The sequence below is a fragment of the Streptomyces cinerochromogenes genome, assembly GCF_014648635.1.
GTDB lineage: Bacteria > Actinomycetota > Actinomycetes > Streptomycetales > Streptomycetaceae > Streptomyces > Streptomyces cinerochromogenes.
Genome location: NZ_BMRM01000007.1, coordinates 141,142 through 167,110, shown reverse-complemented (window position 1 = coordinate 167,110; position 25,969 = coordinate 141,142). Strand labels below are relative to the sequence as shown.

Genomic DNA, 25,969 nt, shown 5'->3' with positions numbered 1-25,969 from the left:
ACCCTCGGGAGTTCCGTCCGGCACCCCGCGCCGAGCTTGCGGGGCTGTTGAGTGCACGGGGCACCGGAAGGAGCCTTCAGGCAGCCGGCCGGTTCCGGCCGCGGCGTCTGAGAGGAGGGGCGCCGGCGGCCGGGAGCGGACCGCGGACTGCTTACTTGATGCCGAGCTTGTCGCAGGCGGACTTGTACTTGCCCGTGCAGATCTCGGCGGCGGTGTAGATGCCGTCCTTGATGACGGTGTCGTTGATGTTGTCCTTGGTCAGGGAGACCACCGGGACGAGGACGGACGGGATGTCCTTGGCACTGCCGCTGGAGACCTTGTCCTTGGCGATGGAGTCGAGGCTCTGGCCCTTGGCCAGCGCGACCGCCATCTGGGCGGCGATGTCCGCCTCCTGCGGGTACGACTTGTAGACGCTCATGTACTGCTCACCGGTGACGATGCGCTGCACACCGGCCAGCTCGGCGTCCTGGCCGGTGACCGGGACGTTCAGGCCGGCGGCCTTGAGGGCGGTGATGATACCGCCGGCCATGCCGTCGTTGGCCGAGTAGACACCCGCGATGTCCTTCTTACCGACGGAGGAGATCGCCGCCTCCATCTCGGAGTTGGCGTTGTCCGGCGACCACTCCTTGGTGTCGTACTCCTTGGCGATGGTGAGCTTGCCGTCGAGGACGGAGTGCGCGCCCTTCTTGAACTGGGCGGCGTTCGGGTCGGTCACCGAGCCGTTGATCATGACGACCTTGGTCGACTTCTTGGCCTTGTCGCCCAGCGCCTTCAGCAGGGCCTGGCCCTGGGTCCGGCCGACCTCCTCGTTGTCGAACGAGGTGTAGGCGCTGATCGGGCCCTCGGCGAGGCGGTCGTAGGCGACAACCTTGATGCCGGCGTCCACAGCCTTCTGGACGGAGTTCTGGATGGCCTTGGCGTCCACCGCGTCCACGATCAGGACGTCCACCTTGTTGGTGATCATGGTGTCGACCTGCTGGGCCTGCAGGTTCGCGTCCTGGCGGGCGTTGTTGTACTCGACCTTGGCCTTGCCGTTCGTCAGCTCGCTGATCTTCTTCTCGATCAGCGGCTTGTCGAACTTCTCGTACCGCGCGGTCTTGTTCTCCGGAAGGAGCAGACCGACCTTGATGTCGTCGCCCTTCTTGGCCGACGCCGAGGAAGAGTCGTCGTTGCCCTTCGACTCCTTGGCGCTGCCACAGGCGGCCAGCGAAACGGCCATCGCACCGGCGGCAACGGCAACGGCGGCACGACGCATACGTGCGTTCACTTCAGAAACCTCCCTGACGAGGCCGCGTCGTTGCGGCCGAGGTGGCTGGAAGTCAACTCGGCCACACGTGCGACGTCAAGAAGTAAATCCTTAACGAGATGGCAACGGTGCCATCCGTTCTCTAAGTGAAGGCAGGGGCCGCCACGGGCAACGCACCCTCCAAAAGGGTCGAATCGCCCATCTCGCTGAGTGCGAGAGCGAGCGCTCCGAGCACCTCCGCGCGACCGCCAAGCGCCCCCGGAAGAACGGACAGTTGGCGCGCCGCGCTGGGGATGGCGTAGCGGCCGACGGACTCCCTGATGGGCCCGAGCACCAGCTCACCCGCCTCGGCGAGATCACCGCCGAGGACCACCCGGCTCGGGTTCAGCAGATTGCAGAGATTGGCCACTCCACTGCCGATGTGGCGGCCGACGTCGGCGATCACCCGACGGCAGCCCGGGTCACCGTCCCTGGCCAGCCGTACGACGCCTTCCATGGTCAGGTCGGCGCCGTGGCTGGGCTGGAGCAGCGGGAGCACATAGCGCGCCGCCGCGAACGTCTCCAGGCAGCCGCGGTTCCCGCAGCGGCAGACCGGGCCGGATTCGTCGAGTGTAATATGTCCGATTTCTCCTGCGGTGCCGCCCGGGCCGCGGTAGATCTTCCCGTCGATCACCAGACCGGCGCCGACACCGCTCGCGACCTTGATGTACGCGAGGTCCCGCACGCCCTTGCCGCTCCCCCAGACCAGCTCGCCGAGGGCGCCGAGGTTGGCGTCGTTGTCCACGTGCACGGGCACGCCGAGCCGTTCGCGCAGTTCCTCGGCGGGCTTGGTGCCGCCCCAGCCGGGCAGGATCGCGGTGGATCCGAGCGTGCCCGACTCCACGTCGATGGGGCCCGGCACGCCGAGCCCCACGCCGGCCACCTTGGACCGGTCCACCCCCGTTGCCGCGACCAGGCGGTTGACCAGCTGTTCGGCCCGGTCGAAGCCCTGGTCGGCGGAGGCGTCCACGTCCAGCGGCTCGGCCTCCTCGGCCAGCACCTGGTGGGCGAGGTTCCCGATCGCGACCCGTAGGTGGGTGTGCCCGAAATCGACACCGATCACGATGCCCGCGTCCCCGCTCAGACTGACGCTGCGGGCCCGCCGCCCGCCCGCCGACGTGGGCGTGACCTCGACGGTTCCGCCGTCCTTCAGCTCCCGCACGATATTGGAGACGGTCGCCGCGGACAGCCCGGTCGTCCGCGCGATCTCCGCCTGCGTGAGGGAACCGGCCAGCCGTACGGCCCGGACCACCCGCTCCAGGTTGGCTCGGTGCAGTGATGACTGCGACCCTGGAGTCTCCACGACGACCTCCTGAGCGCGGGGCCGCTTCGGCGAGGCCCCGTGTATGTCCAACTAGTGAACTCTAAGCTGAGCCGTTCGGGGCGACATACGTCAAGAGGTTGAACCGTTTCCGGGTACTCGCCACACACACGCGCACGCCGTCCCCGGGGCCGGGAACGGCGTGCGTACGGGCGGTCGCCGGGGTGCGGTCACTTCAGCGTGGCCGAGGTCAGACCCGCCTGCACCTGGCGCTGGAAGGACAGGTAGACCACCAGCATCGGGATCATCGCGATCGTCACGCCCGCGAAGAGAACGGGCAGGTCGGAGGCGTATCCCTGCTGCTGTTGCAGCTGGATCAGCCCCTGGGTGAGGACGTAGCGCTCGGGGTCGTCACCGCTCTGCGGCTGCATCAGGACCGTGGGCAGGATGAACTGGTTCCACTGCCCCAGAGTGTTGAAGATCCCCACGCTGATCAGTCCGGGTTTCGCCATCGGCAGCATCACCTGGAAGAAGGTGCGGGTGTGCGAGGCTCCGTCCAGGATCGCCGCCTCGAAGACCGCCGTGGGCAGGGTCCGGAAGAAGGCGTGCATGAAGAAGACCGTGAACGGCATGGAGTAGGCGATGTAGACCAGGATCAGCCCCTGGTAGGTGTTCAGCATGTCCAGCCGCTTGACCATGAAGAACAGCGGGACCAGGGCCAGGAAGACCGGGAACATCGCGCCGGCCACGAAGAAGTAGTAGAGCAGCCGGTTGCCCCGGAACCGGTACCGGGCCAGCACGTACGCGGCCATCGATCCGAACAGCATGGTCAGCGGCACGGAGAAGACCAGGACGATCACGGTGTTCAGGAAGTAGTCCCCGATGCCCTTGTCCCAGGCCCGGCCGAAGACGTCGAGGGTCCAGTTCTCCGGCCATCCGAGGGCGGAGCCGCCGATCTGGGTGTCGGTCTTGAAGGAGCTGAGCACCAGCCACAGCAGCGGCAGCACGATCAGCAGGGCCCACAGGGCGAGGAACCCGTGGGAGAAGACGTTCAGGACCACGCCCTCGCCGCGGCGGTCGCCCGGCCGGACGGGGACCTTGGCCACCGTCCGCCCGGCCGGCGCGGGGGCGGTCTCCTTGATGGGTGCGCTCATCGTCGTCGCTCCGCTCAGAACTCGATGCGCTCGCGGCGGGTGGCGCGCAGCGTGACCACGGACAGGACCAGCGTGAGCAGCAGCATGACCACGCCCATGGCGCAGGCGTAGCCGCTCTTGCCGTAGTAGAGGAAGTTCCGCATCATCACCGTCGACATCACGTCGCTGTGGTGGTCCGGGCCGCCGCCGTAGGCGCCCATGTTCTGGGTCATCGAGGAGACCAGTACGAACATGTCCATGGCGACGATGCCGAGGTAGACCCAGGCGGTCTGCACCGAGTCCCACAGCAGGGGCAGGGTGATGCGGAAGAAGGACTGGTTGCGGCTCGCCCCGTCGATCAGGGCGGCCTCGTAGATGTCCCTCGGGATGGACTGCATGGCGGCCGAGAACAGCACCAGGTAGAAGCCGACGCCGTGCCACACCACGACCAGCAGCAGCGCCCACAGGACCATGTTCGGCTCGTTGAGCCACTCCACGGGCTTGTCGGCGTCGACCAGTCCGAGCTTGATCAGGAAGCCGTTGAGCAGACCGCCGCCGTCACTGCGGTACACCGCGTTGAACAGCACGGCGAGGATGGCCAGCGACAGCACCTGCGGAAAGAAGTAGAGGACCTTGTAGAACCTCGCCCCGGCGACCCCCTGCACCCCGCCGGCCCGCCCGCGCCCGCCCGCGTTCAGCATGAAGGCGAAGAACAGGGCGAGCAGGATCGTGATCACCGGGATGAGGACCAGGAAGAGGATGTTGTGCCCGATGGCCTCGATGAAGACGTCGTCCTGGAACAGCTTCCTGTAATTGTCCAGACCAACGAAGCGGAAGGTCTGCGACTGCCCCTTCCAGTCGGTCAGCGAATAGCCGAACGTCTGGATGTACGGCCAGATCACGAAGACCACATAAAGCGCCACGGGAACGAGGAGAAACCCCGCGACGAACCGGTACTGCCCTTTGCGCATGACTTGTGACCGCCCTGTGCTGTAGCGCCCCGAAAGAGGCGCGGGGCTGTATCGATATGCGGCTCCGCCGCGCGGGCGCGGGCCACCACGACGAACCCGCACCCTCGATCGCACCCGCACCCCTACGGCGACTAGGCGAACCTAATCCCGGTGGTTCTTCTTGGACGCAGGGTCCTTCGCCTGCTTGTCCACCGCCGCCTGACACCTCTTCAGCCACTCCTTCGGCTGAATCCGCTTGGCCATCAGCTCGTTGGACGCGGCCTCGATGGCCGTCCCCATCTCGCCGTACCACTCGGTGTACAGGTACCGGAAGGTGTTGTCACCGGCCGCCTTCGACGCCTCCACCGTGGACTGCGTACCCGGCCGCAGCCGGACGCTCGGGTCGACGCCGTCCTTCAGGATCGTCAGCGAGTTCGCCTGCTTGGCGAAGAGCGTCGACCACTCCTTGGACAGCATGCGCCGCATGAACTCCTGGGCCGCCGGCAGGTTCTTCGCCTTGGCCGGGATGATGAACGGCTCGCCCGAGCCCGCCCGGATCGCCTCGAACGGCAGCTTGCTGCCGGGCAGCAGCGGCATCGGCAGGAACTTCATGTCGAAGTCGGCCGGCGTCTGCTTGAGCTGCTCGTTCTCCAGCCACGAGCCGGAGGTGATGAACACCGCCTTGTACTGGTTCCAGCGGGTCTGCGACTCGGTGTGGGTCAGGCCGTTCGTACCGGGCATCAGATAGCCCTTCTCGACCACCTCGTAGACGGCCTCGATGGCCTCCTGCGCCGCGTCGGAGCCGACGAACGCCCTGGGGTCGAGGTTGTCGATCGCCTTCATGGCGTCCAGGCCGCCCTTCTTGGCGATCAGGTCCATGATGGCGACGTTGATGTAGTACGGGTACTTGCCCTGGTGGGCGAGGCCGCCGATGCCCTGCGACGTGGCGTCCTTGCAGATGGCGAGGAAGTCGGCCCAGGTCTTGGGCTCCTCCCAGCCCTTGTCCTTGAAGAGCTTGCCGGAGTACCACAGCCCCCAGACCGTGTAGATGTAGTTCAGCGCGACGATCTTGCCCTCCTGCAGGCCCGGGTCGAGCGTGCCGGGGATCAGGGTGTCGCGGACCTTCTTGGCGGGATCGTCCACCGAGGGTGCGTCCAGCACCTCGGCGAGGTCCAGCAGCTGACCGTTCTTGTAGAGGACATCGATATTGATCTTCTGGGCACCGGAATCGTCCACCAGGTCCGGCGGGTTGCCCGCGTTGAAGCGCGGCTGGAGCTTGCCGGTGATCTCCTGGGTGCCGGTGTGGGTGGAGGTGATGCCGAGTTTCCTGCCGAAGTCGGCCTCCCACGCCTTGGCGTAGTCGTCGCCGTATCCGCCCTTGAAGACGACGACGTCGAGCTTGCCGCCCTTCTTGGCGCCGAACGGGTTGTCCTTGGACGTCTTTCCCCGGGTGCCGCCCTCGTCCGGGTCACCGCTCCCGCCGCCGCTGGCACAGGCGGACAGCAGGCCCATTCCCGGCGCCGCGACCAGACCGAGTGCCGCGGACCGCTTGATCAGATCGCGACGGCCCACACCTTCAACGCCGTGGTGCACAGTGGATCCCATGCTCAAGTCCTCGCCTTCTCCAGGACTCAGGCGGTGAACCGGATCCTCCCCGGCACCGCTGTCGGGTAGTGCTGGGTCGTGCTGGAAACGCCGACAGGTATAGTCCACTTCCCGTCAACGGAGCAAGATCGAATGCAGGGTTCGCTCTGGGTCTTTTCCGAGTTGAGACCTCCCGGAAATATGGCGGCCCGGAGAACGGCCCGACGGAAAAAGTGGCGACATAACTCCCTGAATGCCGCAGCCAACGCCCTTGACATCACCGGCCACTTGACCACCTACTGGTTCTTGCGCCCGGTAGCTGACAACGTTGTCCGGAGGGGGCGCAGGAGGGGAAATCCTTGTGATGCAGCGGAGAACGCGGCACAGATGGACTCCGGCGGCCGTCCTCACGGCCGCCTTTGTCATGGCCGTCGGCGGGCAGGGCGCCGCGGTCGCCCTGCCCGCCAAGGCTCCGGCACCCGACCGGGAGTTCGCATCCTCGTTCGAGGCGGGCGACCCGGCGCCGGACTGGCTGAACACCGTCGACACCGGAGCGGACGGCGCCCCGCGCTCCTCGGGCGTCGACGGCGGCTACAGCACCGGCATCCCGGGCAACGTCACCGACCACGTCACCGAGGTCCGGGCGAGCGCCGAGAACGCGGGCGCCGGCGAGGTCAAGGAGAACCTCGTGGACGGCGAGCCCGGCACCAAGTGGCTGACCTTCGCCCCCACCGGCTGGGTCGAGTTCGACCTGGACAAACCCATCAAGATAGCGACGTACGCGCTCACCTCGGCCAACGACTACGCCGAGCGCGACCCCAAGGACTGGACCCTGAAGGGCTCCACCGACGGCAAGGACTGGAAGACGGTCGACACCCGCTCGGGCGAGACCTTCTCCGAGCGGTTCCGGACGCAGTCGTACGACCTCGCCGAGCCGGCGGAGTACCAGTACTTCCGGCTGGAGGTGACGGGGAACAACGGCGCCCCGGACATCCTGCAGCTGGCCGATGTGCAGCTGTCCACCGGAGGTGCCGGCGGTCCGGTGCCGCAGGACATGCTGACCCTGGTCGACAAGGGCCCGAGCGGCTCCCCGACCGCCAAGGCACGCGCCGGGTTCACCGGAAAGCGTGCCCTGCGCTACGCCGGCCGGCACACGGCGGCCGGCCGGGCCTACTCGTACAACAGGGTCTTCGACGTGAACGTGAAGGTCGGCGGCGACACCCAGCTGTCGTACCGGATCTTCCCGTCGATGGCCGACGGCGACCGCGACTACGACGCCACGAACGTCTCCGTCGACCTGGCGTTCACCGACGGCACCTATCTGAGCGGCCTGGGCGCCCTGGACCAGCACGGCTTCCCGCTCTCCCCGCGCGGGCAGGGCGCGTCGAAGGCGCTGTACGTCAACCAGTGGAACAACGTGAGCGCGCGGATCGGCTCGGTCGCGGCCGGCAGGACCGTCGACCGGATCCTGGTGGCGTACGACTCCCCCGACGGCCCGGCGAAGTTCCGCGGCTGGCTCGACGACGTCGCCCTGAGGCCGGTGGCGCCCGAGAAGCCGAAGGCGCACCTGTCGGACTACGCGCTGACCACCCGCGGCACCAACTCCAGCGGCAGCTTCTCGCGCGGCAACGACTTCCCGGCGACCGCCCTGCCGCACGGCTTCAACTTCTGGACGCCGGTGACCAACGCGTCCTCGCTGAGCTGGCTGTACGAGTACGCACGTGCGAACAACGCCGACAACCTGCCGACGGTCCAGGCCTTCAGCGCGAGCCATGAGCCGAGCCCCTGGATGGGCGACCGGCAGACCTTCCAGCTGATGCCGTCGGCCGCGTCCGGCACCCCGGACACCGGCCGCGAGGCACGGGAGCTGCCCTTCCGGCACGAGAACGAGACCGCGCGGCCGTACTACTACGGGGTGCGGTTCGAGAACGGCCTCAAGGCGGAGATGACCCCGACCGACCACGCGGCCGTCCTCCGCTTCACCTATCCCGGGGACGACGCGAGCGTGCTGTTCGACAACGTCACCGAACAGGCCGGGCTGACGCTCGACAAGGAGCACGGGATCGTCACCGGCTACTCGGACGTCAAGTCGGGCCTGTCGGCGGGCGCCACCCGGCTGTTCGTGTACGGCGAGTTCGACAGGCCGGTCACCGACGGCGGCTCCAGCGGGGTGAAGGGCTTCCTGCGCTTCGACGCGGGCGCCGACCGCACCGTGACCCTGCGCCTGGCGACCTCGCTCATCGGCCTCGACCAGGCGAAGGACAACCTGCGCCGGGAGATCCCGGACGGCACCTCCTTCGACGCGGTACGGACGCGGGCCCAGCGGGCCTGGGACGACCTGCTCGGCAAGGTGGAGGTGGAGGGCGCGACCCCGGACCAGCTGACCACGCTGTACTCCGGGCTGTACCGGCTGTACCTGTACCCCAACTCCGGCTTCGAGCGGGTCGACGGCAAGGACCGGTACGCCTCGCCGTTCTCCCCGATGCCGGGCCCGGACACCCCGACGCACACCGGCGCGAAGATCGTCGACGGCAGGGTGTACGTGAACAACGGCTTCTGGGACACCTACCGGACCACCTGGCCGGCGTACTCCTTCCTGACGCCGTCACAGGCGGGCGACATGGTCGACGGGTTCGTGCAGCAGTACAAGGACGGCGGCTGGACCTCGCGCTGGTCCTCCCCCGGCTACGCCGACCTGATGACCGGCACCTCCTCGGACGTGGCGTTCGCCGACGCCTACGTCAAGGGCGTGAGGTTCGACGCGAAGGCGGCGTACGACGCGGCCGTGAAGAACGCGACCGTCGTGCCGCCGATGTCCGGCGTGGGCCGCAAGGGCATGGCCACCTCGCCGTTCCTCGGCTACACCTCGACCGACACGCACGAGGGCCTGTCGTGGGCGATGGAGGGCTACGTCAACGACTACGGCATCGCGCGGATGGGCGAGGCGCTGTACGGGAAGACGGGCGACAAGCGCTACCGGGAGGAGTCGCAGTACTTCCTCAACCGGGCGCGGGACTACGTGAAGCTGTTCGACACCGGGGCCGGCTTCTTCCAGGGCCGGGACGCCAAGGGCGACTGGCGCGTGCGGTCCTCGGCGTACGACCCGCGCGAGTGGGGCTACGACTACACGGAGACCAACGGCTGGGGCTACGCCTTCACCGCCCCGCAGGACAGCCGGGGCCTGGCCAACCTGTACGGCGGCCGGAAGGGGCTCGCGGACAAGCTGGACGAGTACTTCGCCACCCCGGAGACGGCCTCCCCCGACCACGTGGGCTCCTACGGCGGTGTCATCCACGAGATGACCGAGGCGCGGGACGTCCGGATGGGCATGTACGGCCACTCCAACCAGGTCGCGCACCACGTCATCTACATGTACGACGCGGCCGGCGAGCCCTGGAAGGCGCAGGCGTACGTCCGTGAGGCGCTCTCCCGGCTGTACACCGGCAGCGAGATCGGCCAGGGCTACCACGGCGACGAGGACAACGGCGAGCAGTCGGCCTGGTACCTCTTCTCCGCGCTCGGCTTCTACCCGCTGGTCATGGGCAGCGGCGAGTACGCCATCGGCTCCCCGCTGTTCAAGAAGGTGACCGTGCACCTGGAGAACGGCCGGGACCTGGTGATCCGGGCGCCGGAGAACAGCGCGCGGAACGTCTACGTCCAGGGCGTGCGGTTCAACGGCCTCCCGTGGACGTCGACCTCCCTCCCCCACGCGCTGCTGTCCAAGGGCGGGGTGCTGGACTTCTCCATGGGCGCCGAGCCGTCGGAGTGGGGGACGGGGAAGAACGCGGCGCCGGTCTCGATCACCCGGGACGACAAGGTGCCGGCCCCGCGCGCGGACGTGCTGAAGGGCGCCGGCGCGCTCTTCGACGACACCTCGGCGACCAGTGCGACGGTCACCTCGGCGGACCTCCCGGCCCAGGGCGCCGTCAGGCCGGTGCAGTACACGCTGACCTCCGGCGCCGACCGCACCGAGGCACCGACCGGCTGGACCCTCCAGGGCTCCGCCGACGGCACGAAGTGGCACACCCTGGACCACCGCTCCGGCGAGACCTTCGCCTGGGACCGCCAGACCCGCGCCTTCACCATCGCCGCCCCGGGCACGTACACGCGGTACCGCCTGGTCCTGGACGGCGAGTCGACCCTGGCGGAGGTGGAACTGCTGGCCTGATCCGGGTGACCGGGAAGGAAGGGGGCGGGCCCGTGCGGGCCCGCCCCCGTGCCGTGTCCGGCCTCAGCCCGTCGCGAGGGTGAAGACGTGCAGGTCCGTGTCGTGCGGGAGCGTGACACCGCGGATGTGCTTGCCGGCCGGGGCCCGGTAGGGCCTGGTGGCGAAGACGTACGTCGCCACCGGGTCCTTGTCCGCGCCGGCGACGTTGCGGTACGCGGTCCTGGCGACGACCTCGTTGCCGTACTGGACGGTGCCGCCACCGCCGCCCACGGTCCAGTCGGTGAAGGAGAGGTCGACGGTGTCGGTGGTGCCGTCGGTGTAGGTGACGGTGGCCCTGGTCTGCCGGTTGCCGTTGACCGCGCTGCCGACGAAGGACAACCGCTCGGCGGGAGAGGGCAGTTGGATGGTCTGGCCGGCCGCGGAGGCGTTGTCGGGGCGGCCGGCGGGTGAGTCGGGCCAGGTGAGGACCAGGCCGTCGACCGTGGACCGTCCGCCGGGGGTGAGGCCGGCCGCGGCGAGGGCCTGCCGGGAGTAGCTCCAGCCGCCGCCGTCGTAGTCGGCCTCGTCGTGGTCGCCGTCGTCGTCGGAGATGCCCGTGGTGTCGTAGGCGGCGAGCAGGGTGCCCGGGGCTGCGACGGTGAGCGTCACCGGCTGCTCGTACGAGGAGTCGCCCGAGGTGACCTCCACCCGGACGTCGGCGAAGCCCTGCTCGGCGTCCCGTGCCGCCGTGAGGGTGATGTCCTGGGCGCCGTCGGCGACCGTGCCCTCGGCGGGCGCGGCCGTCACCCCGGCCGGGGTGCGGACCCGGAAGCGCACCTGGGGGCCGGCGCCGCCGGTCAGTGACAGCGCGCGGACGGCGATCTTCGTGCTGTCGCCGGGGGCGAGGGTGGCTGTGGTGGGCCCGACGCCGAACTGGTAGGGCTGCTCGCCCTGGCGGAAGGACGGCGGCGGGCTGCCGGCGCCCCAGGCGCGGTCCGGGACGGCGGACAGGGTGTAGTCGAGCCGGCCGCCGTCCCGGACGAAGGACGCGGGCAGCCAAGGGCGGTCGCTGCCACGGCCGTTGACCTTCAGGGCGTGGACGTACGGCGCGTCGGCCGCCGCTCCCGTGGCGCGGACGGAGATGTCGTTGCCGTGCGGCCGGTCGATCTCGATGCGCTCGAACAGCGGGGAGGCGAGGACGAGTTCGGCGCGGGAGGGCACCTGCGGGTACATGCCGAGGGCGGAGAAGACGTACCAGGCGGACATCGCGCCGAGGTCGTCGTTGCCCGGGATGCCGCCGGGCTCGGCGGACCACAGCCGGCGCATCGCCGCGCGGACGGTCTCCTGCGTCTTGTAGGGGGCGCCGGCGTAGTCGTACAGGTAGGGGACGTTGATCGACGGCTCGTTGTCCAGCTCGGACTTGGTGCCGCCGTGGCCGGTGAGGGCCCAGCCGCCGTCGGCGTCGTGGAAGAAGTCGTCCAGCCGGGTGAGCGCCTTCTCCCGGCCGCCCAGCGCGGCGAAGAGGCCCGCCGGGTTGTGCGGGACCATCCAGGTGTACTGGGCGGCCGTGCCCTCCACGAACCCGTTGCCGGTGTCCGGGGTGAAGCCGGTGACCCAGCTGCCGTCGGCCTTGCGGTTCGCGACGTAGCCGCCGGAGGGATGGGCCGCGATGTCGAAGGTGTTCTGCCACCACTGGGCGCGGCGCGCGAAGGTGTCCGCCGTGCCCTTCTCCCCCGCGGCGCGGGCGAGCTGGGCGATCGCGAAGTCCGCGGTGGACATCTCCAGCGTCTCGGCGGCGCCGCCCCAGGCGTTGGAGACGGACGGCATGTAGTGCAGCCGGAGGTACTTGTCGAGGGACGGCCGCTGGCCCACCGACAGTACGGGCTTCCCGGCGGCGGACAGGTCCTGCGCGGTGGGGACGGTCGCCGCCCGTACGAGGGACCCGAGGGCGCCCTCGAGGTCGAAGTCCGTGCCGCCGAAGGCGTGGATGCCGGCCAGCGCGGTGGGCGCGGGGTCGCCGTTCATGACGTGGGTGCCGCTCGCGCCGTGCAGCCAGCGGTCCCAGACGCCGTCGTTCTGCCGGGCCAGCTCGTACAGGGACTGCGCGATGTCCGAGCCGGTGCGCGGGTCGAGGAGCGTCAGCAGCTGGACCTGGTCGCGGTAGACGTCCCAGCCGGAGAAGGTGCCGTAGCGGGCGTGCCGGCGGCGGACCGTGTGGACACGTCCGTCGGCGCCCCGGTACCTGCCGTCGGCGTCGCTGATGACGTTCGGGTGCAGCAGCGCGTGGTAGAGCGCGGTGTAGAAGGTGGTGCGCTCGGCCTCCGTGCCGCCGCCGACCCGGACCGCCCCCAGCCGCTCCCGCCAGGCCCGCCGGGCGGCCTCGCGGACCGTGTCGAAGGAGCGTCCCGGCGGGTTCTCGGCGTCCAGGTTGGCCTCGGCGGCCTCCTTGCCGACGTAGGAGATCCCGACCTTGACGTGGACCGGGCCGTCGCCGGGGGCGAACTCGACGTATCCTCCGGCGCCCTTCCCGGCGACCGGCCGCCCGCCGTGCGCGAAGCCGCCGGTGCCGCCGGAGGCCTCCCGGGAGCCGGGGTCCAGCCGGTCGTCGTGCCAGGTGCCGGTGGCCTCGAAGGCGCGGTCGAAGCGGGCGGTGAAGTACAGCGTGTAGTAGGCCCGTCGGCCTTCCGGGTCGAGGTAGCCGCAGAAGTCGCCGGAGGTGACCGAGCCGGAGACGGTCCGGGTGTCCGGGTCGATGGTGACCGTGGAGTCCTCGGAGCCCACCTCGGAGTTGGCAGTGCGCACGAGCAGCGAGGCGGGTTTTCCGGCCGGGTAGGTGAAGCGGGCGGAGCCGGTGCGCGCGGTGGCGGTGAGGTCGGCGGTGACGCCGGAGGCCAGCACGGCCTTGTAGTGGCCGGGTTCGGCGGTCTCGTCGGCGTGGCGGAAGTCGGAGGCGTAGACGGCGTCCTCGGTGTCGCTCGCCGGGGAGGAGGTGACCTCGCCGGCGTACGGGAAGAACGGGATGTCCCCGCTGCCGCCCGCGCACCCGGTGCCGGACATGTGGGTGAGGCTGAATCCCCGGATGCGGGTGGCGTCGTACTGGTAACCGCCGGGCGCGGCGGTTCTCGTGGCGTCGCCGCGCGTGTTCTCCGGGCTCCAGGAGAGCATGCCGAACGGCACGACGGCGCCCGGGAAGACGTCACCGCCGTTCCTGGTGCCGATCAGCGGATCGACGTACGGGGTCGGGTCCTCGACGAGGCCGGGGGGAGCGGCGGTCGCCGCGAGGGCGGGGGCCGCCCAGGGGCCACCGGTCGCGAGGAGCGCGGCGAGCAGCAGGGACAGGGGTCTCAAACGCATGACGCGGCCCTTCCTCCTGACGGACGGGTCGCGCACCACAGGTCGCACAAGCCGCAGGGACAGTAGCGTGTGCCACCGGTACCGCGGAAGACCGCGTACGCTCCGGCAGGCGTACGCCGGGACCACCCGGTCGGGTGAACCAAGTGCCTTGACGTCGTTGTCGGTTGAGGCGGTAGAGTCATGTACAGACCATTTGACAACGATGTCGCGCGGCCGGAGCGCCGCACAAGCCACGCAGTCGCAGGCCATCCCCTCCGGGCAGGGACCCCACCACCCCCCTCCCCTGTCCGGCTCGCGGACCCGGTGCGCACGGCCACCGGGTCCGCCCAGAGCGGGTCGACAACCGACCTGGCGGTGCGGGGCGGCGGCGCTGCCGCCGCCGTCCCCCTGGACGGCGCAGCCGAAGGTCGCGGACCGGCCGGGTCCGGCGAGCCGTTCCAGCCGACGTGTGTGCCGCCGCCGCGCAACCGCCCGTCGGGCACGCAGCCGCGGGTGCGGCCGGCGCCGTCGAAGCCGAGCACCGAGAACCGGTTGCGGAACGGCGGAGGGCGCTGCGGGAGCGCTCCCACATGTGTCTTTGTGAAGCCGGCGCCGAGGAGAGCGGCCGTGAACGGCCTCGCGGCGGAAATCCGGGGGCTCAAGAGAGGCCCGGGTGAGCGCCCGAGACGTCGAGATTCCCGTGCCGTACGTGCGGCGGAGGCGCTGGGCTGGGAACCCGGGGGTGAGACATGCGGTGGCGGGCGGGGTGAGGACGAGGAGGGAGCAGGGCGATGGCGCGTCCGGTGGGTATCGACCTGGGTACGACGAACTCGGTGGTCTCGGTTCTGGAGGGCGGTGAACCGACCGTCATCACGAACACGGAGGGTGCTCGGACGACGCCGTCGGTGGTGGCGTTCGCGAAGAACGGCGAGGTGCTGGTCGGCGAGGTGGCCAAGCGGCAGGCGGTGACGAACGTGGAGCGCACCGCCCGGTCGGTGAAGCGGCACGTGGGAGACCACGGGTGGCGGTTCCCGGAGCAGGGCGACATCGACGGCAGGCGGTACACGGCGCAGGAGGTCTCGGCGCGGGTGCTGCAGAAGCTGAAGCGGGATGCGGAGGCATATCTGGGCGAGGACGTCACCGACGCGGTGATCACGGTGCCGGCGTACTTCGACGACGCGCAGCGGCAGGCCACGAAGGAGGCCGGTGAGATCGCGGGGCTGAACGTGCTGCGGATCATCAACGAGCCGACGGCGGCGGCGCTGGCGTACGGGCTGGACAAGGAGAACGAGCAGACGGTCCTGGTGTTCGACCTGGGCGGCGGCACCTTCGACGTGTCGCTGCTGGAGATGGGCGAGGGCGTCATCGAGGTGAAGGCGACCAACGGCGACACGCGTCTGGGCGGGGACGACTGGGACCAGCGGGTGGTGGACCATCTGGTGCAGCGGTTCAAGAACGCGTACGGGGTGGATCTGTCGCGGGACAAGATGGCGGTGCAGCGGCTGCGGGAGGCGGCGGAGCGGGCGAAGATCGAGTTGTCGTCCTCGTCGGAGACCTCGGTGAACCTGCCGTACATCACGGCGTCGGCCGAGGGTCCGCTGCATCTGGACGAGAAGCTGACGCGGGCGCAGTTCGAGCAGTTGTCGGCGGACCTGCTGGAGCGGTGCAAGGCGCCGTTCCACAACGCGGTCAGGGATGCCGGGATCAGGGTGTCCGACATCGATCACGTGGTCCTGGTCGGCGGCTCGACGCGGATGCCGGCGGTGACGGAGCTGGTGCGGGAGCTGACCGGCAAGGAGCCGCACAAGGGGGTGAACCCGGACGAGGTCGTGGCCGTGGGCGCGAGCCTGCAGGCCGGGGTGCTCAAGGGTGAGGTCAAGGACGTCCTGCTGCTGGACGTCACGCCGCTGTCGTTGGGGATCGAGACCAAGGGCGGGGTCATGACCCGGCTGATCGAGCGGAACACCACGATCCCGACCCGGCGTTCGGAGATCTTCACCACCGCCGAGGACAACCAGCCGTCGGTGACGATCCAGGTGTACCAGGGGGAGCGGGAGATCGCCGCGTACAACAAGAAGCTGGGCATGTTCGAGCTGACCGGTCTGCCGCCGGCGCCGCGCGGGGTGCCGCAGATCGAGGTGGCCTTCGACATCGACGCCAACGGGATCATGCACGTCTCCGCCAAGGACCTGGGCACCGGCAAGGAACAGAAGATGACGGTGACCGGCGGCTCGGCGCTGCCCCGGGACGACATCGACCGCATGGTGAGGGAGGCGGAGCAGCACGCGGAGGACGACCGGCAGCGGCGGGAGGCGGCGGAGACCCGGAACCAGGCCGAGCAGCTGGTGTACTCCACCGAGAAGCTGATCCGGGAGAACCCGGACCGGATCCCGGCCGACACCAGGAGCGAGACGGAGTCGGCGCTGGCCGATCTGAAGGAGCGGCTGAAGTCCGAGGACACGGCCGCGATCCGGCAGGCGATGGACCGTGCCGCGCAGGCCGCCCAGAAGATCGGTACGGCGATGTACGAGCAGTCGCGGACCGAGCAGGCCGGGCAGGGCGGACAGACCGGACGGGCCGGGCAGGGCGCCGGAGAGGCGGCGGGGTCCGGCCGGGACGACGACGTGGTGGACGCCGAGATCGTCGACGACGACAAACCGGAGGCAGGCTGACGATGGACGAGGCACGAACGCGGAACACCCGGCACCCGGCGGCAGTCCCCGTGTCCATCTCGTGGACGCGCCATAGCCACACGGAAAACACGGGTGCTACAAATACCGCATGTCGGACGCATCTGTTCGATTCAGGCGTCTCGCGTGGCGCACTGTGATCGGAAAGAGCCCCCGTAGCGTCGCCGGGCAGGTCTTCCTGCTCCAGGTCGCGCTGGTCGTGCTGCTCGTGCTCGGTGCCGTCCTCGCCCTCTTCCTCCAGTCGAAGCGGGACACCACCACGGAGGCCAAGCGCCGGTCCATAGCCGTCGCGGAGACCTTCGCCCATGCTCCGGGACTGGTGCAGACATTGCAGGGCCCTGATCCGTCCAGGGTCCTCCAGCCGCTGACCGAGCGCGCGCGCAAGTCCTCCGGGGTCGACTTCATCGTCGTCATGGACACCCACGGCATCCGCTACACCCACCCGCTGCCCAGCAGGATCGGCAAGCGGTTCGTGGGCACCATCGAGCCCTCACTGGCCGGCAAGGTCTACACCGAGAGCGTGTACGGTCCGCTGGGCCACGAGGTGCAGGCCATCGTGCCCGTCGACGACAGCCGCGGCCGGGTGGTCGGGCTGGTCTCCGCCGGCCTGAAGGTCAAGCACGTCACCAGCGAGCTGAACCGGCAGCTGCCGATCATCCTGGCCGCCGGGTGCGGCGCGCTCCTGGTCTCGACCGGCGGTACGGCCCTGGTGGGCCGCAGGCTGCGGCGGCAGACCCACAGCCTGGCGCCGGACGAGATGACCCGCATGTACGAGCACCACGACACGGTCCTGCACTCGGTGCGGGAGGGCGTCCTCATCATCGGTGCCGACGGCCGGCTGCTCCTCGTCAACGACGAGGCCCGGCGGCTGCTGGAGCTGCCCGCCGACGCCGAGGGACGCAACGTGCGCGAGCTGCCGGGTCTCGAGCCCGCGACGGCGGGGCTGCTCGTCTCCGGGCGCCCGGCCAGCGACGAGGTGCACTTCGCCAAGGGCCGGCTGCTGGCGGTCAACCAGCGGCCCACGGACAGCGCGGGCGGCCCCGGCGGGACCGTCGTGACGTTGCGCGACTCCACCGAGCTGCAGGCGGTGTCCGGCCGGGCCGAGGCCGCCCGGGAGCGGCTGGAGCTGCTGTACGACGCGGGCCTGTCCGTCGGCACCACGCTGGACGTGGTCCGCACGGCCGACGAGCTGGCCCGGGTCGCCGTGCCGCGGTTCGCCGACTTCGTCACCGTCGACCTGGCCGACGCCGTGCTGCACGGGGAGGAGCCGACTCCGACGGCCACGGACATGCGGCGGGTCGCCGTGAGGGGCATCGGGGACGACCACCCGCTCTACGAGCAGGGCCGGCTGATCGACTTCCTGCCGTCCACCCCGCAGGCCCGCGGTTACGACGCCGGACGCTCCGAGCTGGTGACCGACCTCGCGGGCGCCGAGGGCTGGCGGGCCCAGGACCCCGAGCGGACCCGGCAGATCCTGGAGTACGGCATCCACTCGCTCATCGCGGCGCCCATCCGGGCCCGGGGTGTGGTCCTGGGCATGGCCAACTTCTGGCGCTCCAAACGGGAGCCCTTCGACGACGAGGAGCTGTCGCTGGCGGAGGAGCTGGTGGCCCGGGCCGCGGTCAGCATCGACAACGCCCGCCGCTACACCCGCGAGCACGCCCTCGCGGTCACCCTGCAGCGCAGTCTGCTGCCGCGGGCGCTGCCCGAGCAGAGCGCCCTGGACGTCGGCTACCGCTATCTGCCGGCGCAGTCGGGGGTGAGCGGGGACTGGTTCGACGTGATCCCGCTGCCGGGCGGCCGGGTGGCCCTGGCCGTCGGTGACGTGGTGGGGCACGGGCTGCACGCCGCCGCGACGATGGGGCGGCTGCGGACCGCGGTGCACAACTTCTCCACGCTGGACCTGCCGCCCGACGAACTGCTGCAGCACCTGGACGACCTGGTCGGCCGTATCGACCAGGACGAGGCCTGCCCGGAGGCGGCCGGGGAGATCGTGGGCGCGACCTGTCTGTACGCGATCTACGACCCGGTGACGCGCCGCTGTGTCATGGCACGGGCCGGTCACCTCGTGCCCGCGCTGGTCCGCCCCGACGGCAGCGTCACCTTCCCCGACCTGCCGGCCGGGCCTCCGCTGGGCCTGGGCGGCCTGCCGTTCCGGACGGCCGAGCTGGAGCTGGACGAGGACAGCCAGCTGGTCCTGTACACCGACGGTCTGATCGAGGACCGCAGGCGGGACCTGGACGAGGGCATGGAGATGCTGCGCCGGGCCCTGGCGGGCCATCCCGGCCGGTCGCCGGAGGAGACCTGCGGGGCGGTGCTGGAGCAGCTGCTGCCCGAGCGCCCCAAGGACGATGTCGCGCTGCTCGTGGCGCGCACCCGGGTGCTGCCCGCCGACCGGGTCGCCGACTGGGACGTGCCGCGCGACCCGGCCGCGGTGTCGGGGATGCGCGGCGCCGTCTCCGCCAAGCTGGACGAGTGGGGGCTGTCCGAGCTGGGCTTCGGCATGGAACTCGTGCTGAGCGAGCTGATCACCAACGCGATCCGCTACGGCTCCGACCCGGTCCATGTGCGGCTCATCCACGACCGCACGCTGATCTGCGAGGTCGCCGACGGCAGCAGCACCTCCCCGCACCTGCGGTACGCCGCGACGACCGACGAGGGCGGCCGCGGCCTGTTCCTCGTCTCCCAGCTGGCCGAACGCTGGGGCACCCGGTACACCCCGCACGGCAAGGTGATCTGGGCGGAACTGACGGTGCCGGACCTCGGCGCGCTGCTGGGCGAGTGAGCGGGCCGCGTCGGCGGCTCGCGCGGTGAGCGAGGCGGAGGGACGTCGGGCGTACGGCCCGCGGGCTCGCGGCGCCACGGCGAAGGGCCGCACCCCCGGGGTCGGGGATGCGGCCCTGAGCCGCTGTGCGCCGCCGCCTACTTGCGGATCAGGCTGCGCAGCACGTACTGCATGATGCCGCCGTTGCGGTAGTAGTCGGCCTCACCGGGGGTGTCGATGCGGACGATCGCGTCGAACTCGACACCGGTGTCGGTGGTGACCTTGACCGTGCGCGGCGTGCGGCCCTCGTTCAGCTCGGTGACGCCGGAGATGGAGAAGGTCTCCTCGCCGGTCAGGCCGAGGGACTGCGCCGAGGCGCCCTCCGGGAACTGGAGCGGGAGCACGCCCATGCCGATGAGGTTGGAGCGGTGGATGCGCTCGTAGGACTCGGCGATGACGGCCTTGACGCCGAGCAGCGCGGTGCCCTTGGCCGCCCAGTCGCGGGACGAGCCGGAGCCGTACTCCTTGCCGGCCAGGACGACCAGCGGGATGCCCTGCTCGATGTAGTTGCGGGAGGCGTCGTAGATGAAGGAGACCGGGCCGCCGTCCTGCGTGAAGTCACGCGTGTAGCCGCCCTCGGTGCCCGGCGCGATCTGGTTGCGCAGGCGGATGTTGGCGAACGTACCGCGGATCATGACCTCGTGGTTGCCGCGGCGGGAGCCGTAGCTGTTGAAGTCGCGGCGCTCGACGCCGTGCTCCGTGAGGTACTTGCCGGCCGGGGTGTCGGCCTTGATGGCGCCGGCCGGGGAGATGTGGTCGGTGGTGACCGAGTCGCCCAGCTTGGCCAGGACGCGGGCGCCCGTGATGTCGGAGACCGGGGTGGTCTCCATCGTCATGCCCTCGAAGTACGGGGGCTTGCGGACGTACGTCGACTCCGGGTCCCACTCGAAGGTGTTGCCGGTCGGGATCGGCAGCGCCTGCCACTGGGCGTCGCCCGCGAAGACGTCCTGGTAGGACTTGTTGAACATGTCCTCGCCGATGGCGTTGGCCACGACCTCATTGACCTCGGCCTCGGAGGGCCAGATGTCCTTCAGGTAGACCGGGTTGCCGTCCTGGTCGGTGCCCAGGGCGTCACGCGTGATGTCCACCTTCATGGAGCCCGCGATGGCGTACGCGACGACCAGCGGCGGGGAGGCCAGGTAGTTCATCTTGACGTCGGGGTTGATACGGCCCTCGAAGTTCCGGTTGCCGGAGAGGACCGAGGTGACCGCGAGGTCGTGGTCGTTGACGGCCTTGGAGACCTCCTCCGGCAGCGGGCCGGAGTTGCCGATGCAGGTGGTGCAGCCGTACCCGACGAGGTTGAAGCCGACCTTGTCGAGGTACGGGGTGAGGCCCGCCTTGTCGAAGTAGTCGGTGACGACCTTGGAGCCCGGGGCGAGGGTGGTCTTGACCCACGGCTTGCGGGTCAGGCCCTTCTCGACCGCCTTCTTGGCCACCAGGGCGGCGGCGACCATGACGTACGGGTTCGAGGTGTTGGTGCAGGAGGTGATCGCGGCGACGGTGACGGCGCCGTGGTCGATCTCGTACGTCGAGCCGTCGGGGGCGGTCACGGTGACCGGGTTGGACGGGGCTCCGTTCGGGGCGACGGCCGGGGAGTCGGAGGCCGGGAAGGACTCCTGGCCGGCCTCGTCCACGACGTCGACGTAGTTGCGGACGTCGAGCTTGAACTGCTCGGCGGCCTGGGCCAGGACGATGCGGTCCTGCGGGCGCTTCGGACCGGCGATCGACGGGACGACCGTGGACAGGTCCAGTTCGAGCTTCTCGGAGAAGTCCGGCTCGGCCTTCGGGTCCAGCCAGAGGCCCTGCTCCTTGGCGTACGCCTCGACGAGCGCGACCTGCTGGGCGTCACGGCCGGTCAGACGCAGGTAGTTCAGGGTCTCGTCGTCGATCGGGAAGATCGCGGCGGTGGAGCCGAACTCCGGCGACATGTTGCCGATGGTGGCGCGGTTGGCGAGGGAGGTGGCGGCGACGCCCTCCCCGTAGAACTCGACGAACTTGCCGACGACGCCGTGCTTGCGCAGCATCTCGGTGATCGTGAGCACGAGGTCGGTGGCGGTGGTGCCGGCCGGCAGCTCACCGGTCAGCTTGAAGCCGACGACGCGCGGGATCAGCATGGAGACCGGCTGGCCGAGCATGGCGGCTTCGGCCTCGATGCCGCCGACGCCCCAGCCGAGCACGCCGAGGCCGTTGACCATCGTGGTGTGCGAGTCGGTGCCGACCAGGGTGTCCGGGTAGGCCTGGCCGCCCCGGACCATGACCGTGCGGGCCAGCTTCTCGATGTTGACCTGGTGGACGATGCCGGTGCCGGGCGGGACGACCTTGAACTCGTCGAAGGCGGTCTGGCCCCAGCGCAGGAACTGGTAGCGCTCGCGGTTGCGGCCGTACTCCAGCTCGACGTTCTGCGCGAAGGCGTCGTTCGTGCCGAACTTGTCGGCGATGACGGAGTGGTCGATGACCAGCTCGGCCGGCGCCAGCGGGTTGATCTTGGCCGGGTCGCCGCCCAGCTCCTTCACGGCCTCACGCATCGTGGCGAGGTCCACGACACAGGGCACGCCGGTGAAGTCCTGCATGATCACGCGGGCCGGCGTGAACTGGATCTCCTGGGAGGGCTGGGCCTGCGAGTCCCAGGTGCCGAGGGCGCGGATGTGGTCGGCGGTGATGTTCGCGCCGTCCTCCGTGCGGAGCAGGTTCTCCAGCAGGACCTTGAGGCTGTACGGCAGGCGAGCGGAGCCCTCCACCTTGTCCAGCCGGAAGATCTCGTACGACTCGTCGCCCACCTGCAGCGTGCTGCGGGCGTCGAAGCTGTTCGCCGACACGACAGTCTCCTTCATTGATGTGCGCGTACCACCGTCAATCGTGCCGCCACGCCGGCTTGGCCGAACCAGTAAGGTCAGGCTAAGTTAGGGCTGCCTTACTGGTGTGGCGACCACGGTGCGCCTCGGCAGATATCTCGATGTCGAGATAACAGTAGTACATGGGCGCCGACTGGTCATGCCCGACCCGGCCCCGGCACGCGCTCCCGGCCAATCCGGCGGCGCTACCAGTCCCGGTCGGCGGTCATCTTGGCGGGTGCCAGGACGTCGACATGGCCGCGGTCGCCGTACACGGACTTCCGCCAGCGGGCGAACACCTCGGCGGCGTGCTGCAGCTCGTCGTCCTCCCACACCCCGTAGTCGACCCACACGCTGGCCTCGGTACGGCCGTCACCGGGCATGCGCACGCAGACCTTCTCGACGTGGGCGGCGATGGCGGTGTCCTTCTTGGAGGCGCTTCCCTTCAGGTAGGCGCGGAAGTCGCGGGTCATCGAGAACCAGCGATGCGGACCGACGTCCGGCACCCCACCGTCGTCCGTGGTGTCGTCCGTGGTGCCGTCCCCGGGCGGCCCCTGGTCGTCACTGGTGCGGTCGGGGAGCTCCTGGTCGTCGGAGGTCGTGTCCGGAATCTCCTGGTCGTCACTTGTCGTGTCCGGAATCTCCTGGTCGTCACTCGTCGTGTCCGGGAACTCGTCGTCGTCCGACGTGACGTCCGGAATGCCGTCGTCGTCGGACGTACTGTCCGGAATCGGCCCACCGTCGTCGTCCGTGGTGTCCGGGGTCTCCCTGCCGGCACACTCCCCGTCGGCCGCGGACCACCGCGGCGCCGAGGGTCCGCCCCGGCCGGCACCCGCGCCCGCGTGCTCCGAACCGCAGGAGACGAGCGTGCAGCAGCCGGCGAGCAGCGCGGCGACGACGTACCGACTTGTCCTGGTCTTCATGTGTATCCCCCTTCGAGCTCTCAGAGGGACACGCGCGGGCCGGGGTTGCCTGAGCGGCCGAACACCCCGCACCTCGGGCGATTTGCCCGGAACTTTCCGGGTACCCATGAGGCGTTGCACACAGCGTCACTGACGGACCGTCACGACACCACCCGAATGGACCCCCTGGCGGGCACCATCTCATATCTGAGATAACCTCAACCTCATGTCAGACGACTACCTCGTACGCATCGGCAAGCTCATCCGTGACGCCCGGCAGCACCGGGGCTGGACTCAGACGCAACTCGCGGAGGCGCTCGGAACCAGCCAGAGCGCGGTCAATCGCATCGAGCGGGGCAACCAGAACATCAGCCTTGAGATGATCGCCCGGATCGGTGAGGCCCTGGACAGCGAGATCGTGTCGCTGGGCTACGCCGGTCCGATGCATCTGCGCGTGGTCGGCGGCCGCCGTCTGTCCGGTGCCATCGACGTCAAGACCAGCAAGAACGCGTGCGTGGCCCTGCTGTGCGCCTCCCTGCTGAACAAGGGGCGCACGGTGCTGCGCCGGGTGGCGCGGATCGAGGAGGTGTACCGCCTGCTGGAGGTGCTCAACTCCATCGGCGTGCGCACCCGCTGGATCAACGACGGGGTCGACCTGGAACTGGTGCCGCCGGCCGAACTGGAGATGGGCGCGATCGACGCGGAGGCCGCCGTCCGCACCCGCTCCATCATCATGTTCCTCGGCCCGCTGCTGCACCGCATGGACCACTTCAAACTGCCGTACGCCGGCGGCTGCGACCTGGGTACGCGGACCATCGAGCCGCACATGATCGCGCTGCGCCGGTTCGGTCTGGACGTCGCGGCCACCGAGGGCCAGTACCACGCCCAGGTGGACCGCTCGGTCCGCCCCGACCGGCCGATCGTGCTGACCGAGCGCGGCGACACCGTGACCGAGAACGCGCTGCTGGCCGCCGCCCGGCACGACGGCGTCACGGTCATCCGCAACGCCTCCTCCAACTACATGGTCCAGGACCTCTGCTTCTTCCTGGAGGCGCTGGGCGTCGAGGTGGAGGGGATCGGCACCACCACGCTCACCGTGCACGGCGTGCCGAACATCGACGTCGACGTGGACTACTCCCCCTCCGAGGACCCGGTCGAGGCGATGAGCCTGCTGGCCGCCGCCGTGGTGACCGAGTCGGAGCTGACGGTCCGCCGGGTACCCATCGAGTTCCTGGAGATCGAGCTCGCGGTCCTGGAGGAGATGGGTCTCGACCACGACCGCAGCCCCGAGTACTGCGCGGACAACGGCCGTACCCGGCTGGTCGACCTCACGGTCCGCCCCTCCAAGCTCGAAGCCCCGATCGACAAGATCCACCCCATGCCCTTCCCGGGCCTGAACATCGACAACGTCCCGTTCTTCGCGGCCATCGCGGCGACCGCACAGGGCAAGACGCTCATCCACGACTGGGTGTACGACAACCGGGCCATCTACCTGACCGACCTCAACCGCCTCGGCGGCCGGCTCCAGCTGCTGGACCCGCACCGGGTGCTGGTCGAGGGCCCGACCCGCTGGCGCGCCGCCGAGATGATGTGCCCGCCGGCCCTGCGGCCCGCGGTGGTCGTCCTGCTGGCGATGATGGCGGCCGAGGGCACGTCGGTGCTGCGCAACGTCTACGTCATCAACCGCGGTTACGAGGACCTCGCCGAGCGCCTGAACTCCATCGGGGCGCAGATCGAGATCTTCCGCGACATCTGAGAGCCCGTGGGAGAAGCGCCGCCGCACCCCGTCCGGCCAGGGGTGCGGCGGCGTCCGCGCTCCTGGACGGGCGCGGACGCCGCCGGGTGACGGAGGGTGAGGACGCCCGGGTGGGGGGGGAGGCGGGGCCGGGGGCGAGGACAGAGGCATGAGGGTGGCGGCATGAGGGTGCTGGTGACCGGCGGGGCCGGTTTCATCGGGTCGCACTACGTGCGGACCCTGCTGGACGGCGGCTACGCGGGCTACGCGGACGCCCGGGTGACCGTGCTGGACAAGCTCACCTACGCGGGCAACCGGGCCAACCTGCCCGCCGCCCACCCGCGGCTGTCCTTCGTCCGCGGTGACGTCTGCGACCAGGCGCTGCTGCGCGAGGTGCTGCCGGGCCACGACGCGGTGGTGCACTTCGCGGCCGAGTCCCACGTGGACCGGTCCGTCGCCGCCGGCGGCGCGTTCGTCACGACGAACGTCGGCGGGACCCAGAGCCTGCTGGAGGCGTGCGTGCACACGGGTGTGGAGCGGGTCGTGCACGTCTCCACCGACGAGGTGTACGGCTCGATCGCGGCCGGCTCCTGGACGGAGGAGGCCCCGTTGGCGCCGAACTCCCCCTACGCCGCCTCGAAGGCGGGCGCGGACCTCATCGCGCGCAGCTACTGGCGCACCCACGGGCTGGACGTGTCCGTCACGCGCTGCTGCAACAACTACGGGCCGTACCAGCACGTGGAGAAGCTCGTCCCGCGGTTCGTGACGCACCTGTTCGAGGGCCGGCCGGTGCCGCTGTACGGACGCGGTGCCAACGTCCGGGAGTGGCTGCACGTGGACGACCACTGCCGCGCGGTGCAGCTGGTGCTGACCCGGGGGGAGGCCGGCGAGATCTACCACGTGGGCGGCGGTGACGAGCTGACCAACCGCGAGATCACCGAGCGGCTGCTGGAGCTGTGCGGGGCGGGCCCGGAGATGGTCCGGCACGTCCCCGACCGCAAGGGCCACGACCTGCGGTACTCGCTGGACGACTCCCGGATCCGCGAGCGGCTGGGGTACGCGCCCCGGGTGCCGTTCGCGCGGGGGCTCGCCGACACGGTCGCCTGGTACCGCGACCACCCGGACTGGTGGAAGCCGCTCCTGGAGGAGGACCGGGACGCGGACGGGGGCGGGGCCGGGGGCGACGGGCCGCCGTTCGGGTGAGGGGGGCCGGACCCGGTTCCGGGCGGAATCCCGGGGATCGGGAGCCCTCGGACACGGTGAGTGAGCGTGCGGAGCGATGCGGAGTGGCAGC

13 protein-coding genes are annotated in these 25,969 nt (G+C 70.1%); 5 read left to right on the top strand and 8 right to left on the bottom strand.

Annotated elements, in window-relative coordinates:
• Positions 1 to 151 precede the first annotated feature (151 nt).
• The 5 genes from IEZ20_RS15725 to ngcE all read right to left on the bottom strand — a co-directional run bounded on the left by IEZ20_RS15725 (position 152) and on the right by ngcE (position 6,234).
• Positions 152 to 1,267: a sugar ABC transporter substrate-binding protein gene (locus tag IEZ20_RS15725; protein ID WP_189298762.1), complete on the bottom strand. Its 1,116-nt coding sequence runs from the start codon at positions 1,265 to 1,267 to the stop codon at positions 152 to 154.
• A gap of 121 nt (positions 1,268 to 1,388) precedes the next feature.
• Positions 1,389 to 2,588: an ROK family transcriptional regulator gene (locus IEZ20_RS15720; RefSeq protein ID WP_189298760.1), complete on the bottom strand. Its 1,200-nt coding sequence runs from the start codon at positions 2,586 to 2,588 to the stop codon at positions 1,389 to 1,391.
• A gap of 188 nt (positions 2,589 to 2,776) precedes the next feature.
• Complete coding sequence (locus IEZ20_RS15715) at positions 2,777 to 3,700, bottom strand: carbohydrate ABC transporter permease (RefSeq protein ID WP_189298758.1); 924 nt, start codon at positions 3,698 to 3,700, stop codon at positions 2,777 to 2,779.
• A gap of 14 nt (positions 3,701 to 3,714) precedes the next feature.
• Complete coding sequence (locus tag IEZ20_RS15710; RefSeq protein WP_189298756.1) at positions 3,715 to 4,650, bottom strand: carbohydrate ABC transporter permease; 936 nt, start codon at positions 4,648 to 4,650, stop codon at positions 3,715 to 3,717.
• Between the two features lie 141 nt (positions 4,651 to 4,791).
• Positions 4,792 to 6,234 (bottom strand): N-acetylglucosamine/diacetylchitobiose ABC transporter substrate-binding protein, encoded by a 1,443-nt coding sequence (gene ngcE, locus IEZ20_RS15705; protein ID WP_189298754.1) that lies wholly within the window; start codon positions 6,232 to 6,234, stop codon positions 4,792 to 4,794.
• A gap of 343 nt (positions 6,235 to 6,577) precedes the next feature.
• Between ngcE and IEZ20_RS15700 the strand changes: the two genes are divergently transcribed.
• Positions 6,578 to 10,381, top strand: coding sequence for a GH92 family glycosyl hydrolase (locus IEZ20_RS15700; RefSeq protein ID WP_189298753.1), 3,804 nt, complete (start codon positions 6,578 to 6,580; stop codon positions 10,379 to 10,381).
• A gap of 63 nt (positions 10,382 to 10,444) precedes the next feature.
• On the opposite strand, the gene IEZ20_RS15695 is transcribed toward IEZ20_RS15700, so the two are convergent.
• Positions 10,445 to 13,714 carry a GH92 family glycosyl hydrolase gene (locus IEZ20_RS15695; RefSeq protein ID WP_189298751.1) on the bottom strand — a complete coding sequence of 1,090 codons (3,270 nt, stop codon included), beginning with the start codon at positions 13,712 to 13,714 and terminating at the stop codon, positions 10,445 to 10,447.
• A gap of 770 nt (positions 13,715 to 14,484) precedes the next feature.
• Between IEZ20_RS15695 and dnaK the strand changes: the two genes are divergently transcribed.
• Together dnaK and IEZ20_RS15685 are read left to right on the top strand one after the other, a co-directional pair.
• Positions 14,485 to 16,365: a molecular chaperone DnaK gene (gene dnaK, locus IEZ20_RS15690; RefSeq protein ID WP_189298749.1), complete on the top strand. Its 1,881-nt coding sequence runs from the start codon at positions 14,485 to 14,487 to the stop codon at positions 16,363 to 16,365.
• Positions 16,366 to 16,474: 109 nt separating this feature from the next.
• Positions 16,475 to 19,168, top strand: a complete 2,694-nt coding sequence (locus IEZ20_RS15685; protein WP_189298740.1) for a SpoIIE family protein phosphatase — start codon at positions 16,475 to 16,477, stop codon at positions 19,166 to 19,168.
• Positions 19,169 to 19,305: 137 nt separating this feature from the next.
• On the opposite strand, the gene acnA is transcribed toward IEZ20_RS15685, so the two are convergent.
• Both acnA and IEZ20_RS15675 read right to left on the bottom strand, forming a co-directional pair.
• Positions 19,306 to 22,023: an aconitate hydratase AcnA gene (acnA, locus tag IEZ20_RS15680; RefSeq protein ID WP_189298738.1), complete on the bottom strand. Its 2,718-nt coding sequence runs from the start codon at positions 22,021 to 22,023 to the stop codon at positions 19,306 to 19,308.
• A 221-nt stretch (positions 22,024 to 22,244) separates the two neighbouring features.
• Entirely contained in the window at positions 22,245 to 22,961 is a 717-nt protein-coding gene (locus tag IEZ20_RS15675; RefSeq protein WP_189298736.1) for a hypothetical protein, read from the bottom strand.
• 205 nt (positions 22,962 to 23,166) lie between these two features.
• Between IEZ20_RS15675 and IEZ20_RS15670 the strand changes: the two genes are divergently transcribed.
• Both IEZ20_RS15670 and rfbB read left to right on the top strand, forming a co-directional pair.
• Positions 23,167 to 24,696 carry a helix-turn-helix domain-containing protein gene (locus tag IEZ20_RS15670; protein ID WP_189298735.1) on the top strand — a complete coding sequence of 510 codons (1,530 nt, stop codon included), beginning with the start codon at positions 23,167 to 23,169 and terminating at the stop codon, positions 24,694 to 24,696.
• Between the two features lie 162 nt (positions 24,697 to 24,858).
• Positions 24,859 to 25,878, top strand: a complete 1,020-nt coding sequence (rfbB, locus tag IEZ20_RS15665) for a dTDP-glucose 4,6-dehydratase (RefSeq protein WP_189298733.1) — start codon at positions 24,859 to 24,861, stop codon at positions 25,876 to 25,878.
• Positions 25,879 to 25,969 lie beyond the last annotated feature (91 nt).

Excerpts from the sequence above, each read along its gene's own strand:
- IEZ20_RS15715 (WP_189298758.1), bottom strand. The coding sequence starts at position 3,700 with ATGAGCGCACCCATCAAGGAGACCGCCCCCGCGCCGGCCGGGCGGACG.
- IEZ20_RS15710 (WP_189298756.1), bottom strand. The coding sequence starts at position 4,650 with ATGCGCAAAGGGCAGTACCGGTTCGTCGCGGGGTTTCTCCTCGTTCCC.
- ngcE (WP_189298754.1), bottom strand. The coding sequence starts at position 6,234 with ATGGGATCCACTGTGCACCACGGCGTTGAAGGTGTGGGCCGTCGCGAT.
- IEZ20_RS15700 (WP_189298753.1), top strand. The coding sequence starts at position 6,578 with ATGCAGCGGAGAACGCGGCACAGATGGACTCCGGCGGCCGTCCTCACG.
- IEZ20_RS15695 (WP_189298751.1), bottom strand. The coding sequence starts at position 13,714 with ATGCGTTTGAGACCCCTGTCCCTGCTGCTCGCCGCGCTCCTCGCGACC.
- dnaK (WP_189298749.1), top strand. The coding sequence starts at position 14,485 with ATGGCGCGTCCGGTGGGTATCGACCTGGGTACGACGAACTCGGTGGTC.
- IEZ20_RS15685 (WP_189298740.1), top strand. The coding sequence starts at position 16,475 with ATGTCGGACGCATCTGTTCGATTCAGGCGTCTCGCGTGGCGCACTGTG.
- IEZ20_RS15675 (WP_189298736.1), bottom strand. The coding sequence starts at position 22,961 with ATGAAGACCAGGACAAGTCGGTACGTCGTCGCCGCGCTGCTCGCCGGC.
- IEZ20_RS15670 (WP_189298735.1), top strand. The coding sequence starts at position 23,167 with ATGTCAGACGACTACCTCGTACGCATCGGCAAGCTCATCCGTGACGCC.
- rfbB (WP_189298733.1), top strand. The coding sequence starts at position 24,859 with ATGAGGGTGCTGGTGACCGGCGGGGCCGGTTTCATCGGGTCGCACTAC.